This window comes from Streptomyces krungchingensis (assembly GCF_054729265.1).
The window spans coordinates 4046461-4059840 of sequence record NZ_JBPUKY010000001.1 but is presented as its reverse complement, the minus strand read 5'-3'; the positions used below and the strand labels follow the sequence as shown (position 1 = coordinate 4059840).

The 13380-nt window shown below is 69.4% G+C and carries 13 protein-coding genes; 6 read left to right on the top strand and 7 right to left on the bottom strand.

Translation table 11 applies throughout. The features are described from left to right. The first annotated feature begins 35 nt into the window (after nt 1-35). The gene (locus tag ACSYGO_RS17995) at nt 36-1109 is read left to right on the top strand and encodes an aldo/keto reductase (protein WP_460387049.1); all 1074 of its coding nucleotides are present in this window, start codon (nt 36-38) and stop codon (nt 1107-1109) included. 526 nt (nt 1110-1635) lie between these two features. On the opposite strand, the gene ACSYGO_RS17990 is transcribed toward ACSYGO_RS17995, so the two are convergent. Continuing rightward, on the bottom strand, nt 1636-2673 hold the full coding sequence (locus ACSYGO_RS17990; protein ID WP_432173362.1) for an endonuclease/exonuclease/phosphatase family protein: 1038 nt from the start codon (nt 2671-2673) through the stop codon (nt 1636-1638). A 425-nt stretch (nt 2674-3098) separates the two neighbouring features. Between ACSYGO_RS17990 and crcB (ACSYGO_RS17985) the strand changes: the two genes are divergently transcribed. The 3 genes from crcB (ACSYGO_RS17985) to crcB (ACSYGO_RS17975) are packed head-to-tail and all read left to right on the top strand — an operon-like array spanning nt 3099 to nt 4308. Beyond that, the gene (gene crcB, locus ACSYGO_RS17985) at nt 3099-3587 is read left to right on the top strand and encodes a fluoride efflux transporter CrcB (protein ID WP_426682380.1); all 489 of its coding nucleotides are present in this window, start codon (nt 3099-3101) and stop codon (nt 3585-3587) included. Further along, complete coding sequence (locus ACSYGO_RS17980) at nt 3587-3937, top strand: DUF190 domain-containing protein (RefSeq protein WP_179332423.1); 351 nt, start codon at nt 3587-3589, stop codon at nt 3935-3937. The genes crcB (ACSYGO_RS17985) and ACSYGO_RS17980 overlap by 1 nt, the downstream gene beginning before the upstream one ends. Beyond that, nucleotides 3934-4308: a fluoride efflux transporter CrcB gene (gene crcB, locus ACSYGO_RS17975; RefSeq protein WP_426682379.1), complete on the top strand. Its 375-nt coding sequence runs from the start codon at nt 3934-3936 to the stop codon at nt 4306-4308. Before ACSYGO_RS17980 ends, crcB (ACSYGO_RS17975) begins: the two co-directional genes overlap by 4 nt. 69 nt (nt 4309-4377) lie before the next feature. Here crcB (ACSYGO_RS17975) and ACSYGO_RS17970 read toward each other — a convergent pair whose 3' ends face one another. Then, entirely contained in the window at nt 4378-4731 is a 354-nt protein-coding gene (locus tag ACSYGO_RS17970) for a DUF190 domain-containing protein (protein WP_426682378.1), read from the bottom strand. 431 nt (nt 4732-5162) lie between these two features. Next, the gene (locus tag ACSYGO_RS17965) at nt 5163-5558 is read right to left on the bottom strand and encodes a hypothetical protein (protein WP_432173364.1); all 396 of its coding nucleotides are present in this window, start codon (nt 5556-5558) and stop codon (nt 5163-5165) included. A gap of 284 nt (nt 5559-5842) precedes the next feature. On the opposite strand from ACSYGO_RS17965, the gene ACSYGO_RS17960 reads away from it, so the two are divergent. Together ACSYGO_RS17960 and ACSYGO_RS17955 are read left to right on the top strand one after the other, a co-directional pair. Beyond that, a complete protein-coding gene (locus ACSYGO_RS17960; RefSeq protein ID WP_460387048.1) occupies nt 5843-7429 on the top strand; it encodes a GMC oxidoreductase in 1587 nt (528 codons plus the stop codon). A 153-nt stretch (nt 7430-7582) separates the two neighbouring features. Further along, nucleotides 7583-9400, top strand: coding sequence for a glycoside hydrolase family 15 protein (locus ACSYGO_RS17955; RefSeq protein WP_426682375.1), 1818 nt, complete (start codon nt 7583-7585; stop codon nt 9398-9400). A gap of 61 nt (nt 9401-9461) precedes the next feature. Here the strand turns inward: ACSYGO_RS17955 and ACSYGO_RS17950 are convergent, their stop codons facing one another. The 4 genes from ACSYGO_RS17950 to ACSYGO_RS17935 form a co-directional block, all read right to left on the bottom strand. Further along, on the bottom strand, nt 9462-9950 hold the full coding sequence (locus ACSYGO_RS17950) for a gluconokinase (RefSeq protein ID WP_426682443.1): 489 nt from the start codon (nt 9948-9950) through the stop codon (nt 9462-9464). Between the two features lie 312 nt (nt 9951-10262). Beyond that, nucleotides 10263-11483 (bottom strand): cytochrome P450, encoded by a 1221-nt coding sequence (locus tag ACSYGO_RS17945; RefSeq protein WP_460387047.1) that lies wholly within the window; start codon nt 11481-11483, stop codon nt 10263-10265. 8 nt (nt 11484-11491) lie between these two features. Continuing rightward, nucleotides 11492-12886: an NAD(P)/FAD-dependent oxidoreductase gene (locus tag ACSYGO_RS17940; protein WP_460387046.1), complete on the bottom strand. Its 1395-nt coding sequence runs from the start codon at nt 12884-12886 to the stop codon at nt 11492-11494. Continuing rightward, nucleotides 12883-13110 carry a ferredoxin gene (locus ACSYGO_RS17935; protein ID WP_432186670.1) on the bottom strand — a complete coding sequence of 76 codons (228 nt, stop codon included), beginning with the start codon at nt 13108-13110 and terminating at the stop codon, nt 12883-12885. The genes ACSYGO_RS17940 and ACSYGO_RS17935 overlap by 4 nt, the downstream gene beginning before the upstream one ends. Between the last annotated feature and the right edge of the window lie 270 nt (nt 13111-13380).

Here is a 13380-nt window from a genome sequence, read left to right as displayed (position 1 = left end):
GACTCGACTTACTCGTCTCAGGGAGATGTCCACCCATGCGATACACCACCTTCGGGCGCAACAACGGCCTGCGCGTGTCCGAGTACGGCCTCGGCACCGCCAACTTCGGCACCGGCTGGCGCGCCGGCGGCGGCTGGGGCCCCGGCGCCGAGCCCGCCGAGGCCCACAAGATCTTCGACCGGTTCGCCGAAGCCGGCGGCACGCTCATCGACACCGCCGAGAACTACCAGGCCGGCGAATCCGAGCAGTTGCTCGGCGAGTTCCTGGGCGCCGACCGGGACCACTTCGTGCTGGCCGGCAAGTACGGCATGAACGGCGCCGGACCGCAGACCGTCTCCAACACCGGCAACAGCCGCCGGTACATGGTCCAGGCCCTCGAGACCACCCTGCGCCGCCTGAACACCGATCACCTCGACATGTACTGGGTGCACGCCCCTGACGGCCTGACCCCGATGGAGGAGATCCTGCGCGGCCTGGACGACCTGGTCAGCGCCGGAAAGATCCGCTACTTCGGGCTGTCGAACTTCCCGGCCTGGCGGGTGTCGCGGGCCACCGCCATCGCCGAGCTGCGCGGCTGGTCCCCGGTCGCCGGCATCCAGGCCGAGTACAGCCTGGTCGACCGCACCGCCGAGCGGGAACTGCTGCCCATGGCGCAGGCGCTCGGCCTCGGCGCGGCGCTGTGGAGCCCGCTCGGCGGCGGTCTGCTGACCGGCAAGTACCGCCAGGGTGCCACCGGCCGGATCAGCGACCTCAAGGCCGTCGGGTTCTTCGAGGACACCCCGCAGAAGTCCGCGATCGTCGATGCCGTCCTCGACATCGCGGCCGAGCTCGGCGTGCCGGCCTCCCGTGTCGCCATCGCCTGGATGCGGGAGCAGGGCGCGCGTGCGGCCACGGCGTACGTGCCGATCATCGGCCCGCGCAGCGTCGCGCAGCTCGACGACTACCTGGGCGCGCTGGACGTGACGCTGACCCCGGCGCAGTTCGCCCGGCTCGACGAGGTGAGCGCCATCAGGCTCGGCACCCCGCACGAGCTGAACGCGTGGAGCGTGGGTGCCCTCCGTGGCGGTGACGCCGGCGTGATCGACGAGCCCGTGATCCCGGCAGCGTGATCTGCGGGGCCGGACGTTCCGAAGGCTTTGCGTCAGGCGCACGAATGCGAGCCTGGGGCCCAGGTCTCCTCCAGGAGCCGGACCGCCCCGGAGGAGACGTGAATCGCGGGCCCCATGACCGGTTGACGGCTGCCGCGCTGTTACTCGTGGCGGGCGGCCTGTGGCAGACGTTCGGGGCCGGTACGTCAGGCGGCGGCCGCTTCTGGGGCGTCGTCATCGCGTTCCCGGCGGCGGTCTCCCTCTGGTTCTGCGTCAGAGCGCAGGCCAGGGCCGTCAAGGAGGGCAATCGGCAGGCGCGGATCCGCAGAGAGCAGCGGAGGCGGTCGCGTGGGTGACGACGCACGGCGGACGGACGGCACCGGGCAGGGAGCGGGCTCGGCCCGGACCGCTGAAGCGGGTGTCGCAGATCCGAGTCCTTCCGGGGCGCAGGCAGAAGGGCCGGTTCGGGAGGGGGTCCTCCAGGACCGGCCCTTCGTCGTTCCGGTGCCGTGCCACTCGTGGGCCCACTGTGTCCGGGCGAAGTCGGCTACCGGAGGCGCAGCCCCACCACCAGGCCGGCGTGGTCGGACGGCCACAAGCCCTTGGGAGTGCGGTCCCTCACCTTGTCTCCGATCAGGTGGGCGGAGACGGCGGAAAGGTGTGTGGGCTGGTGGAAGACGTAGTCGATGCGCGCGCTGAGTTTGGACGGCAGGTTGCGCAGATCGGGGTCCTGGACGGCGGTGAATCCGCCCCCGGGGCCGTGGACGGTCCGCCAGGCGTCGTCGTAGCCGCCGTCGGTGAACGTGGCGTACGGTCCGGTCGTTTTGACGGGCAGGGTGTTGAAGTCACCTAGAGCGGTGACGGGATACGGCGACTGTGCCAGCGCGGCGTACAGCTCCTGCCCCTGGGCGTTTCGGATGTCCGGCACCCCTGGCTGCAGGTGCGTGGTGGCCACCCGTACCCGTGTCGGCTCGCCCTTGACGGCGACGTCCACCGCGGACCAGCCCCTCGCGGTGGTGAAGGTGACTCCGAACGGGGTGGTGACGACGAGCTTCGCGGCATAGAGGTGCGACTGCGCGTTCGTCACCGGGAGGCCGTCCTGCACCAGGATCGCGTCCCGGTTCGTGAAGCTCGCCCGTTCGGTGGCACTGATCGGCAGGGTGGTGGTGCCGGTGTTGTCGACCGCGGCGGCCCGGTAGTGGAGACCGGCCCGGCGCAGCTCGCGGAGCAGGATGTCCAGGAAGTCGTAGGTGGTGTGGAGGGGACCGGTCAGCGGGCCCTTCTTCCACAGGGCCACCTCCTGCAGGCCGATGACCTCGGGGCGCTCGTTCCTGACCAGGCGCGAGATGGCCCGGGCGCGGGACGGGAAGTCGGTGGCGACCACCTGGTCGTAGGCGATCCCGGCTCGCTCGACGAGCTGCTGCGGGGTCTGTGCGAGGGCCAGAGGCGCGAGGTCGGCGCCCAGATAGATGTTGTACGTGGCGACCTTGAGCTGCCGCGTACCGGCTTGAGCCGGCGCGGCCAGGCCGAGTGTCGCGGCGACCAGTCCCACGGCGACCAGAAGTGACGCCCATCTTCGTGCCATGCGCTTCTCCTTTCACTGTCCGGGTCAGATCACGACGTCCGGGGCGTGAAGCCGTCCCGGATGTGTTTGTCTGTTCCGAACAATCCGATAACGTCCTGTAATCGCATGATTGCCCGGACGTGAGTGCGAGAGCCCGTGGGTCGGGCAGCGCCACTCAAAAGCACTCGTTTTCATGAAGTGGCAGTGGCAACGGCAGTGGCAGCGGCAGTGACGGTGGCAGTGACAGCACCGAGCACCACCGTGACTCGCGGTGAAGGAGGCCGGGACGGGGCGGGAGTGAGGCATGAGTCTGGTGCTGTCCGGGTCAAGGCTTAGTGTTGGTGGGTAGACGAAGCGGCCAGTCGGGGACCTGTGACCGGCCCCGTACGGCTGCACCGGGTGCTCATCTCGAGCCGGGGTCCAGCGGCTCGTGAGGGCGAGGCGACGTGAGTGATGGGCCTGCGCAACGCTCACCGGCCACCGCGGTCTCGGAGAGTTCTGCGGCGGGACGGGCGCGGGTGCGTCGGGAGGCCCGCCGTACGCAGCTGCAGACCCTTTCGGTCATTGCCGTGGGCGGTGCCCTGGGTTCTTGTGCCCGCTACGGAGCGGCGGTGATCTGGCCCACGGGGAAGGCGGCGTTCCCCTGGACGACTCTGGGCGTCAACGCGGTCGGGTGCTTCGTCATCGGCGTGTTCCTGGTGATGATCACTGAAGCCTTCACCGTGCATCCATTGCTGCGGCCGTTCTTCGGGACCGGAGTCCTGGGAGGCTTCACGACCTTCTCCACGTACTGCGTCGACATCGAACGTCTGGTGCGAGCGGACAGGGCCGGCCTCGCTCTGACGTACCTGGCGGCGACCGTGGTCATCGCACTGGCCGCGGCGAAGATCGGCATGGTCTCCACCAGACGCATCCTCGCGACGAGAGGACCGTGATCATGCGACTCCACGGACACGCACTGCGCCTGACGATCATCGTGGACGACACGGACACCTGGCAGCACAAGCCCCTGTTCACGGAGATCGTGCACCGGGCCCATGCCTTCGGCCTGGCCGGTGCGACGGTTCTCCGAGGTGTGGAGGGGTTCGGAGCGACCTCGGTCGTGCACACCACACGGCTGCTGTCCATGGCCGACGACCTGCCGACGGCCGTCATCATCATCGATGAAGAGGACCGCATCCGGGCCTTCATGTCTCAGCTCGAAGAACTGCCCATCAGTGGCCTCGTCACCGTCCAGCCGGTCGAGGTGGTCCACTACAAGGGCCGGGAGGCTGCAGCCACATGAGGTACTTGCTCGTCATTCTCGGAGGGGCCATCGGCGCCCCCATGCGGTACCTGATCGACCGGAGCGTCCAGGCGCGCCATGGCACCACATTCCCCTGGGGCACGTTCGGAGCCAATGTCACCGGATCGGTGATCCTGGGCACGCTGACCGGGGCGACGCTCGCCGGGGCCGCCTCGCAGAACGTCCAGCTCTTCCTGGGCTCGGGCCTGTGCGGGGCCCTGACCACCTACTCGACGTTCTCCTACGAAACGCTCAGTCTCGCCGAGGCCGGAGCGCGCTTTCTCGCCGCGGTCAACGTGGTCGCCTCGATCGTGGCCGGGCTCGGCGCCGTGTTCATCGGCATGACCTTCGCGCAGGCGGCTTTCGGCTAGGCCGACGCCCAGGGGGTCCCCGAACGATCCGTACCCGCCCCCTCGGGCGTCTGCCGGGAGCCGGCCCCCTCAGACATGTGCGGGCACGGAATCCTGGTCGGTGCACTGCATGATCCCGACCCTTTCGACGATCACGAGCCCTTCGTCGATCAGCTCGCGCAGTGTCGGAAGGAATCCGCGTACCCGTTCCTCGTCGTCGACGATGACGATCACCAACGGCAGGTCCTGCTTGATCGACAGCAATCGAGGGGCATGCATGACCGATGAGGCTCCGAAGCCCTCGACGCCACGGAAGGCCGTCGCGCCGGCCAGCCCCGCCTCATGGGCGCGATGCACGATCTCCGCGAACAGTGGCCGGTGATGCCAGGTGTCGCACTCCTCTATGAAGATCGTCAGCTGCAGGGCCGATCCCATGGGCATCATGACGTCCTCCCGGCCATCACACAGGCGCCTTGCGCTGCGCCCGCGGCCAACCCCGGCGGCAACCGTCGTGTCCCGGGCTCTACCGAGCCGCGACAGATCCAACCCGAAGAACCGGCCTCTACGCCCACCCGGACGGCCGGACGACATGAGCTGCGGTCGGGGCCTTCCATTCCGTAGCCCTCCTACTCGCGTGGGCCGACAGAAGGGCCAAGATCACTTCACGAGTAGGGACTGTTGGTGGCATCGCATGCCACGGTTGGGGTACGGCGAGCCCCACCGCCGCGTAACCGCAGCCGGCAGACGACTTCGGCCACACGTCCAAGATATCGCTCTTCAGCACACTATGGAATGAATTCTTCCGGCGCCCGTACGCCTCCGGCGAGGTGCTGCTGGGGATCCGGACGAGGGCCGGGTACGGCTGTCTCCCGCGATCAGGCCGGCGCAGGCATGAAGCCACCCCGCGCGGTGCCCGAGGACAGCAGGGCAGACCAGTCGAGTGCCTCGGGCAGCTCGTCCAAAGACATCACGACTGCTCCGCCGGCCTGCGCCGCGTCCGCGCACCAGTCGCCCATGTCGTTCGATGCCGTGCCACCGTCCGCCTCACCGACCACCGGCGCGGCGAGGGCGGGGACGACGAGTCCGTGGTCGCCGGGTCCGTCCACGACGCACAGGGTGAGTCGGGGGACGATGCTCCATCCCTCGCACAAGGGCACCGCTCCGTCCGGCGCGATCAGGGGCGGCAGGGCATCGTGGACGGTCGCGCCGGCCAGCAGGAGCACGGGCGTGGCACCACGAACGAACAGAGTGTTCTCAGGATCCAGCAGCACGGGAACACTCTCGCAGGCCGGAGCATCGGGGCGGCAGGCGGGTGCCGAGAGCATGGCATCCGGAACCGCGGGCCTGCAGCGGGACCTGGGAGGCGCGCTGATGCAGTCGGTCTTCGGCGCGCCGCTCACCGCCTGTCATGAGATCCCCCCCGGCCCCCCGAACGGCCCAACTCGCCGGGCCTATCCGCCGGAGATAGGTTGGTGAGCGGGGCGCGATGGCGGCCGGGGCTGATTTTTCCTTCGCCCCGGCAGGACCGGACAAGGCTCCGAGGGCGGTGGCCGGCATGACCGAGGCGCAGTACTACGACGTCATTGTCATCGGCACCGGTGCGGGTGGTGGCACCCTCGCCCACCGGCTGGCGGACACGGGAAAACGTGTCCTCCTCCTCGAACGCGGCGGCTATCTGCCCCGTGAGCGCGACAACTGGGATTCCACCGCGGTCTTCGTCAAAGGGAAGTACCGTGCCCCGGAGTTCTGGTTCGACAAGGACGGAAACAGATTTCCGCCCGAGGTCAATTACTACGTGGGCGGCAATACCAAGTTCTACGGCGCCGCGCTCTTCCGGATGCGCCCGGAGGACTTCGGCGAGGTACGTCACCACGACGGCGTCTCGCCCGCCTGGCCGCTGCGCTACGAAGACTTCGAGCCGTACTACACACAGGCCGAACATCTCTACCTGGTGCACGGCCGGCACGGCGAGGATCCCACGGAGGGTCCCACCAGCGCGCAGTACGCCTGCCCGCCGGTCCGGCACGAGCCGCGCATCGAGCAGCTCAGCCACGATCTGGAGAAGCGGGGGCTGCACCCCTTCCATCTCCCGATCGGGGTGAACCTCATCCAGGACGACCGGGGCCGGGCCGTACACACCAGCGCCTGCATCCGCTGCGACCGCGTCGACGGCTTCCCCTGTCTGGTCGGCGCGAAGTCCGACGCCCAGGTGATCTGCGTCGACCCCGCCCTGGAACGCGCGAACGTCGAGATGATCACGTACGCGGACGTACAGCGCCTCGAAACGGACGCGACCGGCCGGACGGTGACCGCGGTCGTCGCCACCGTGGGGGACAAGGACCCCGCCACCGTGCGGTTCGGCGCCGACATCGTGGTCGTGGCCTGCGGCGCCGTCAACTCCGCCGTCCTGTTGCTGCGTTCGGCCGACGACCGGCATCCGCGGGGGCTGGCCAACAGTTCGGACGTGGTGGGCCGGTACTACATGCGGCACAACAACATGGCCCTGATGGCCGTGTCCCGGGAACCGAACGACACCAAGTTCCAGAAGACTCTGGCGCTGCACGACTGGTATCTGGGATCCGACGACTGGGACTACCCCTTGGGCGGTATCCAGATGCTCGGAAAGTCCGATGCCGAGCAGATCCACGGCGAGGCGCCCCGCTGGGCCGGGGCGGTCTCCCCGGACATGCCGTTCGAAGTGCTGGCCCACCACGCGGTCGACTTCTGGCTGTGCGGCGAGGACCTGCCGGCCTCCGGCAACCGCGTCACCCTGGACGGGGACGGCGGGATCCACCTCGCCCTCGACGAGAAGAACAACATCGCCGGGCTGGAGCGCCTTCGGCACAAACTGCAGGACATGCTCGGCCACTTGGGCATGCACCCGCACCGTCTCCTGTCGCGCAGCATCTACCTGCACAAGGGCATGCCCATCGGTGCCACGGCGCACCAGGCGGGCACGGTCCGTTTCGGCCGGGACCCCGCGAGTTCGGCCCTGGACGTCAACTGCAAGGCCCACGACCTCGACAACCTGTACGTCGTCGACACGAGCTTCTTCCCGAGCATCGCGGCAGTGAATCCCTCACTGACGGCCATGGCCAACGCCTTGCGGGTCGGCGACCACATCGCGGAGCGACTGCGATGACGTCCCGCGTCCCGTCCGACAACGGCACCGGGCACGTTCGCCGGGCTCTGCGCCCACCGGCACGAGAGGGACCGCCAGGCCTCGTCGATGCCGTTCGTGCGGGACGGGTCCCGGCGGCAGGAGCCTGAGCGGGGAACCAGCAAGGAGACCGTCATGGACCGCTATCCGCCCATCGCCGACCACGGGCTCGTCGGGGACCTGCAGACCACGGCTCTGGTGTCGTCGCACGGCGTGGTCGACTGGTTCGCGGCGCCGCGCTTCGACTCGCCCAGCGTCTTCGCCGCCCTGCTCGACCACGACGGCGGCGGCTACTTCCTCCTCGCGCCGGACCACCCCGAAGGCACCTGGAAGCAGCTCTACTACCCGGACACCGCCGTCCTGGTGACCCGCTTCATGTCGCCCGACGGAGTGGGCGAGATCATCGACTACATGCCGGTCCAGCCGGGTCCGCGAGCGAGTGACCGGCACCAATTGGTGCGTGTGGCCCGCACGGTGCGCGGCACCGTCCGATTCGCCCTCGAATGCCGGCCGCGGTTCGATTACGCGCGGGCCGGCCACCGACTCGAGGTGACGCCCGGGCGGGCGACGTTCCACGCCCCGGGCGCGACCGCCCACCTCCAGGGTGACATCCCGCTGGAACAGGACGGGCAGGACGTCCGGGGCTCCATCACGCTCAACGCGGGAGGGGTCGCCGCCATGGTGTTCACCATGTGCCCGCCGGGCGGAGAGGCGCCACCGTCACCCACCACCGAGGGGATCACCGAGGACGTCGGGGACACCATCAACTTCTGGCAGCTGTGGGTGCGCACCTCGCGTTACCACGGCCGCTGGACGGACATGGTGTACCGGTCCGCCATCACCCTCAAGCTCCTGACCTACGCCCCCACGGGCGCACCGGTCGCGGCCGCCACCATGGGGCTGCCCGAGCAGGTCGGCGGTGAGCGCAACTGGGACTACCGCTACACCTGGGTGCGCGACGGGTCCCTGTCGGTCCGGGCCCTGCTCGATCTCGGCTTCGTGGAGGAGGCGACCCGCTTCACCCACTGGCTCGGCGACCGTCTGGGCGCCCGCGAGGGACCGGACGGCGAACCCCTGCAGATCATGTACCGGGTCGACGGCGACGCTCACCTGACCGAGGAGATACTGGACCACTTCGAGGGCTACCGCGGCTCCTACCCGGTCCGGGCCGGGAACGCCGCCTCCGACCAGTTGCAGCTCGACATCTACGGTGAGGCCCTGTACGGGCTGACCGAGGGCCGTGAGGTCGGCGAACACGCGGGATACCACGGGTGGAAGAGCCTCGCCGGCACCTTGGACTGGCTCGCCGACACCTGGGACCGGCCCGACGAGGGGATCTGGGAGACCCGGGGCGGACGCAAGGACTTCACCTACAGCCGGGTGATGTGCTGGACCGCGTTCGACCGTGGTCTGAAGCTGGCGGCCGAGTTCAGCAGGCCCGCCGACACCGCGCGCTGGACCCGCGCCCGGGACGAGATCCTGGAACAGGTCATGCAACGCGGCTGGAACGAGAAGGAGCAGGCCCTCGTCCAGTACTACGGAGGCGACGTCCTGGACGCCTCCCTCCTGCTCGCACCCCGGGTCGGATTCATCTCCCCCCGAAGCCCCGGCTGGCTGAGCACCCTGGACGCCATGGACCGCGTCCTCGTGTCCGACAGCCTGGTCTACCGGTACGACCCCCAGGCGTCCCCCGACGGACTGCGCGGCACCGAAGGAACCTTCAGTCTCTGCACGTTCCTCTACGTCGACGCCCTCGTCCGTGCCGGGCGGCTCTCCCAGGCGCGCTACGCCTTCGAGAAGATGCAGACCTACGCGAACCATGTCGGTCTGTTCGCCGAGGAGATCGGCCCGAGCGGTGAACAACTCGGCAACTTCCCGCAGGCCTTCACCCACCTCTCCCTCATCATGGCCGCCACGACGCTCAACGACGCGCTGGACAGGCTCCGGCACTGAGCGCCGTTCGGCCCGTCCGGCGGGCTCGCCGGCGAGCAGCGGCCACGAGAACGAACGCGAACTACGGGTCCCGCTCGGCCACCGCCTGCAGCGCCGCCGCCAGAACCTGCTCCCGGTCGCCGGAAGCGTCGACGGTGAGACCCGGCTCGTCGGCCTCGAGCGGATCCAGGATCTCGTACTGGGAGTCGAGCAGCCGCGGAGGCATGAAGTGTCCCTTGCGACGGGCGATCCGCTCCGCGGCCACTGCCCGGTCCAGGGCCAGGTGGACGAAGCACAGGTCGGCGCCGGTCCGCCGGAACCGGTCCCGGTACTCACGTTTGAGCGCGGAACACGTGGCGACGCCCCCGCGCCCGCCTGCGGCCGTCGCTCGGATCCACTCCGTGAAGGCGGCCAGCCACGGCTCGCGATCGGCGTCGTCGAGGGGATGCCCGGCAGCCATCTTGGCGCGGTTGGCTGGGGGGTGGAGGTCGTCGCCGTCCAGGAACGGCACGTCGAGCCGTCGCGCGAGGCGTGGTCCGACGGTGGACTTGCCGGACGCCGACACACCCATCACGATCACCACGCGTGAACCGCCGACCGCGCCGGTCAACGAGCCTCCCTGGGACGACGGCGGAGGACTGGGGCCACCTCCACTATCACCCGTCCCTCCCGGACGTGCTGGACGAGCCGGCTCGCCGCGGGACGCGTCCCGCTCGCTCCGGACCTCACCCGCGGCGGATCGTCGCGCGGGGATGCGCCCGGTGACTTCCGCCAAGACCTCGGACGGGGCCGGAAGACACGGCCGCACAACAGGACGCTCCCGGCCTGACGGTGGAAAACGTCAGGCCGGGAGTGGCCCGTCGGTGGGTCTTCGGCTGTCGCGTCAGCCGGTGCCCTGTTCGACGTGCAGATGGATCGGGCCGCGAAGCACGGGGCTGCGTCGGTACGGCGGTGGATCGGTGACCAGCGTGGGGCGGTCGAGGCGGCGTACGAGCTCGGTCAGCGCGATCTGGGTCTCGCGTCGGGCCAGTGGGCCGCCGAAGCACAGGTGGATGCCGCTGCCGAAGCCGAGGTGCTGGTTGTCCCGCCGGTCGGGGTCGAAGCGGTCGGGCTCGTGGAAGCGGTCAGGATCGCGGCTGCCCGACGCTAGCATCAGCATGATCTGCGCGCCCTTGGGGATGACGGTGTCGGCGACGGTGATGTCGCTGTAGGCCGCCCGCCAGGGAATGATGTGCACGGGAGGCTCGTAGCGCAGGAGTTCCTCGACCAGCGGGACGACGAGGTCCGGGTCGTCGCGCAGCCGCTGCAGCACCTCCGGGTGGCGCAGCAGCGTGAGCATGCCGTTGGTGATGAGGTTGACGGTGGTCTCGTGGCCGGCGATCAGCAGCAGGTTGGCGGTGGCGATGATCTCCTCGTCGGTCATCCGTCCGTCCGGCCCGTCGTCGTTGGCGAGCCGCGTCAACAGGTCGTCGCCCGGCCGGCCGTGGCGCTGCTCCAGCAGTCCGCCGAGGTACTGGCGCAGGTCCTTGCGGGCCTGTACGCCCTTTTCCAGTTTCTCCTTCGGGTCGGTCTTGGGGTTGTAGTCGATCGAGTTGACGAGGGCGTCCACCCACACGTGGAACTTCGGTTCGTCCTCGCGTGGCACGCCGAGCAGGTGGCAGATCACCGTGACGGGGAACGGGTAGGCGAAGTCGTCGACGATGTCGATCCGCTCCTTGCCCGCGAAGCCGTCGATCAGACCGCTCACGACGGCGGTCAGATCGCCGTCCATGCCGGACACCAGCCCCGGGGTGTGCGGGGGCCCGAAGTGACGCATGGCCATACGCCGCAGGCGGTCGTGCTCGGGCGGGTCCATGTTGATGAACGCCGGTGTGGTGTCCGACTGGACCGAGGGCATCGGATGCGCCAGATTGCGGACGTCGGAGCTCAGGTGCGGATCGTGCAGCAGTTCGGTGAGCTCGCGGTAGGTGCTGACGACGTAGCTGCCGTCCTCCTGCCGGGCCACCGGCGTCCTGCGCAGCTCGGCGTACAGCGGGTACGGGTCGGCCCGGGAGGAGTAGTCGAGGATCCGGCGCAGCGTGTCGGGCATCTGGGTCGTGGTCATCTTCCCTCCTACCGGTGGTGCTGCTGCAGAGATGTGACGCGCCGCTCACTCGGGGCGTTGCCGGTGACGACCACCGTGGCTCCCTGGGCGATCAGGGCGGGGCCGGGGAAGTCGACGGGCACCGGTTTGGAGTCGACGGGCTGGTCGGGCGTGGGACAGGGCGGCGGGAAGGGCGCGGCCGTCTCGATCAACTGCCGGTAGTGGTCGAGCCACTTCGCGTTGTTGAAGCTCACCGCCGCGGTGACACGGCCCTGGTAGCCGTACGCGGCGACGAAGCGGCGGTCGGACACCGACCCCTGGGTGACGACGACCTCGTCGGCGAAGGTCGGCACGCCGACGGACTTGATGTTGGCGCCGAACTGGATCGACCAGAACAACGGGATGGACAGGTGGGGCCAGCGGTCCGCCTGGGCGCTGACCATGTTGTGCGCCGCGACCTCGGCCTGCTCCACGGCGTTGGCCCAGTGCTCCAGCGAGATCAGCCGGTACTCGTAGATCGGGTTCGGGCAGCGTGCCACGTCACCGGCGACGAAGACGTCGTCGGTGATCAGGCCGTTGATGTCGAGGGCACGGCAGCCCGTGTCGCAGGCGATTCCCCAGATACCCGCCGCCAGTCCCGAGTCCCGCAGCCAGTCGGTGTTGCGGATGCCCCCGAGCGCCACCACCGCGACGTCGGCGTCGATCGTGCTGCCGTCGTCGAAGTGGGCGCGGCGGAGGTGTCCCTGTGCGTCGCCCTCCAGCCGGGTCACCTTGACGCCGCAGCGCAGGTCGACACCGTGCGCGCGCTGCATGTCCGCCGCGACCTCACCGATCATGGCGCCGAGCGCCCCGACCAGCGGGGCCGGCGCGAGTTCGGCGACGGTCACCGAGATGTCGCGCTCGCGGCAGATGGAGGCGATCTCGGAGCCGGTGAATCCGGCGCCGATGACCAGGACACGGGAGGGCCCGGCGGCGAGGGCCCGCTGCAGACCCTCGGCGTGCTCACGCGTACGGACGACGAACACCCCGTCCAGGGCCGCCTCGGACTCGACGAACCAGGGCCGGGCCCGTACCCCCGTGGAGATCAGCACCCGGTCGAAGGGAACCTCGCGTCCGTCGGCGAGACGCACGACGTTGCTTGCCATGTCCAGGCCGCTGGCGGGCACGCCCAGCAGCCACTCGGCATTGACGTCACGGCGTCGCGGCAGCGTGGTGCCGTCGGCCGGCACCCATCCGGTCAGTACCTGCTTGGACAGGGGAGGCCGGTCGTAGGGCTCGCCCAGCTCGTCGCCGATCATGGTCAGCGAGCCGGTGAAACCCTCGGCGCGCAGCGCCTCCGCGGCCCGCAGCCCCGCCAGCGAGGCTCCGACGATCACGATGCGGCCGTCGCGCTTGAACGCCCGCAGATTGTCGGCACTGGTCATGACGGCGACGCCTCCACCGGTGTCTCCAGCCCCTCCAGCTGGTCGACCAGGATCGCCTGGACCGGGCAGGCCGCCGCGGCGCGCAGCACCCGCTCGCGCTGGGCGTCATCGGGGCTCGGGTCGTACATCAGCGCTTCTTCGCCGTGCATCCGGAACGCGTCCGGAGCCAGGAAGGCGCATTGCGCATAACCTTCACATCGGGAAAGATCAACGACAATTCTCATCCCGGCCTCCACGGGCACTGCACACTGCGGACCCTGGAGCCGGTGCCACTGCGGCACGCCCTGCGCGGGACATGCATGGGGAGGAATTCGGTCGTTGCTCGGCCCTGCGGACTGCGAGGGGTGCACACCGGGTCTGTCGGGTCTCCACAGAAAGAAATTGTTCGCCGCGAACAGAACGACTGGCATCTGCAGGAGCGACTGGCGTCTGTAGAACCGCCCAGAGAACCTGACTTGTCGAGAAAAGCCTATCCCGCGCGCCCCTCACCTGCA

Bases quoted from the DNA above. Each gene is read 5' to 3' on its own strand.
- ACSYGO_RS17995 (WP_460387049.1), top strand. From the start codon at position 36: ATGCGATACACCACCTTCGGGCGCAACAACGGCCTGCGCGTGTCCGAG.
- ACSYGO_RS17990 (WP_432173362.1), bottom strand. From the start codon at position 2,673: ATGGCACGAAGATGGGCGTCACTTCTGGTCGCCGTGGGACTGGTCGCC.
- crcB (WP_426682379.1), top strand. From the start codon at position 3,934: ATGAGGTACTTGCTCGTCATTCTCGGAGGGGCCATCGGCGCCCCCATG.
- ACSYGO_RS17970 (WP_426682378.1), bottom strand. From the start codon at position 4,731: ATGATGCCCATGGGATCGGCCCTGCAGCTGACGATCTTCATAGAGGAG.
- ACSYGO_RS17960 (WP_460387048.1), top strand. From the start codon at position 5,843: ATGACCGAGGCGCAGTACTACGACGTCATTGTCATCGGCACCGGTGCG.
- ACSYGO_RS17955 (WP_426682375.1), top strand. From the start codon at position 7,583: ATGGACCGCTATCCGCCCATCGCCGACCACGGGCTCGTCGGGGACCTG.
- ACSYGO_RS17950 (WP_426682443.1), bottom strand. From the start codon at position 9,950: ATGGGTGTGTCGGCGTCCGGCAAGTCCACCGTCGGACCACGCCTCGCG.
- ACSYGO_RS17945 (WP_460387047.1), bottom strand. From the start codon at position 11,483: ATGACCACGACCCAGATGCCCGACACGCTGCGCCGGATCCTCGACTAC.
- ACSYGO_RS17940 (WP_460387046.1), bottom strand. From the start codon at position 12,886: ATGACCAGTGCCGACAATCTGCGGGCGTTCAAGCGCGACGGCCGCATC.
- ACSYGO_RS17935 (WP_432186670.1), bottom strand. From the start codon at position 13,110: ATGAGAATTGTCGTTGATCTTTCCCGATGTGAAGGTTATGCGCAATGC.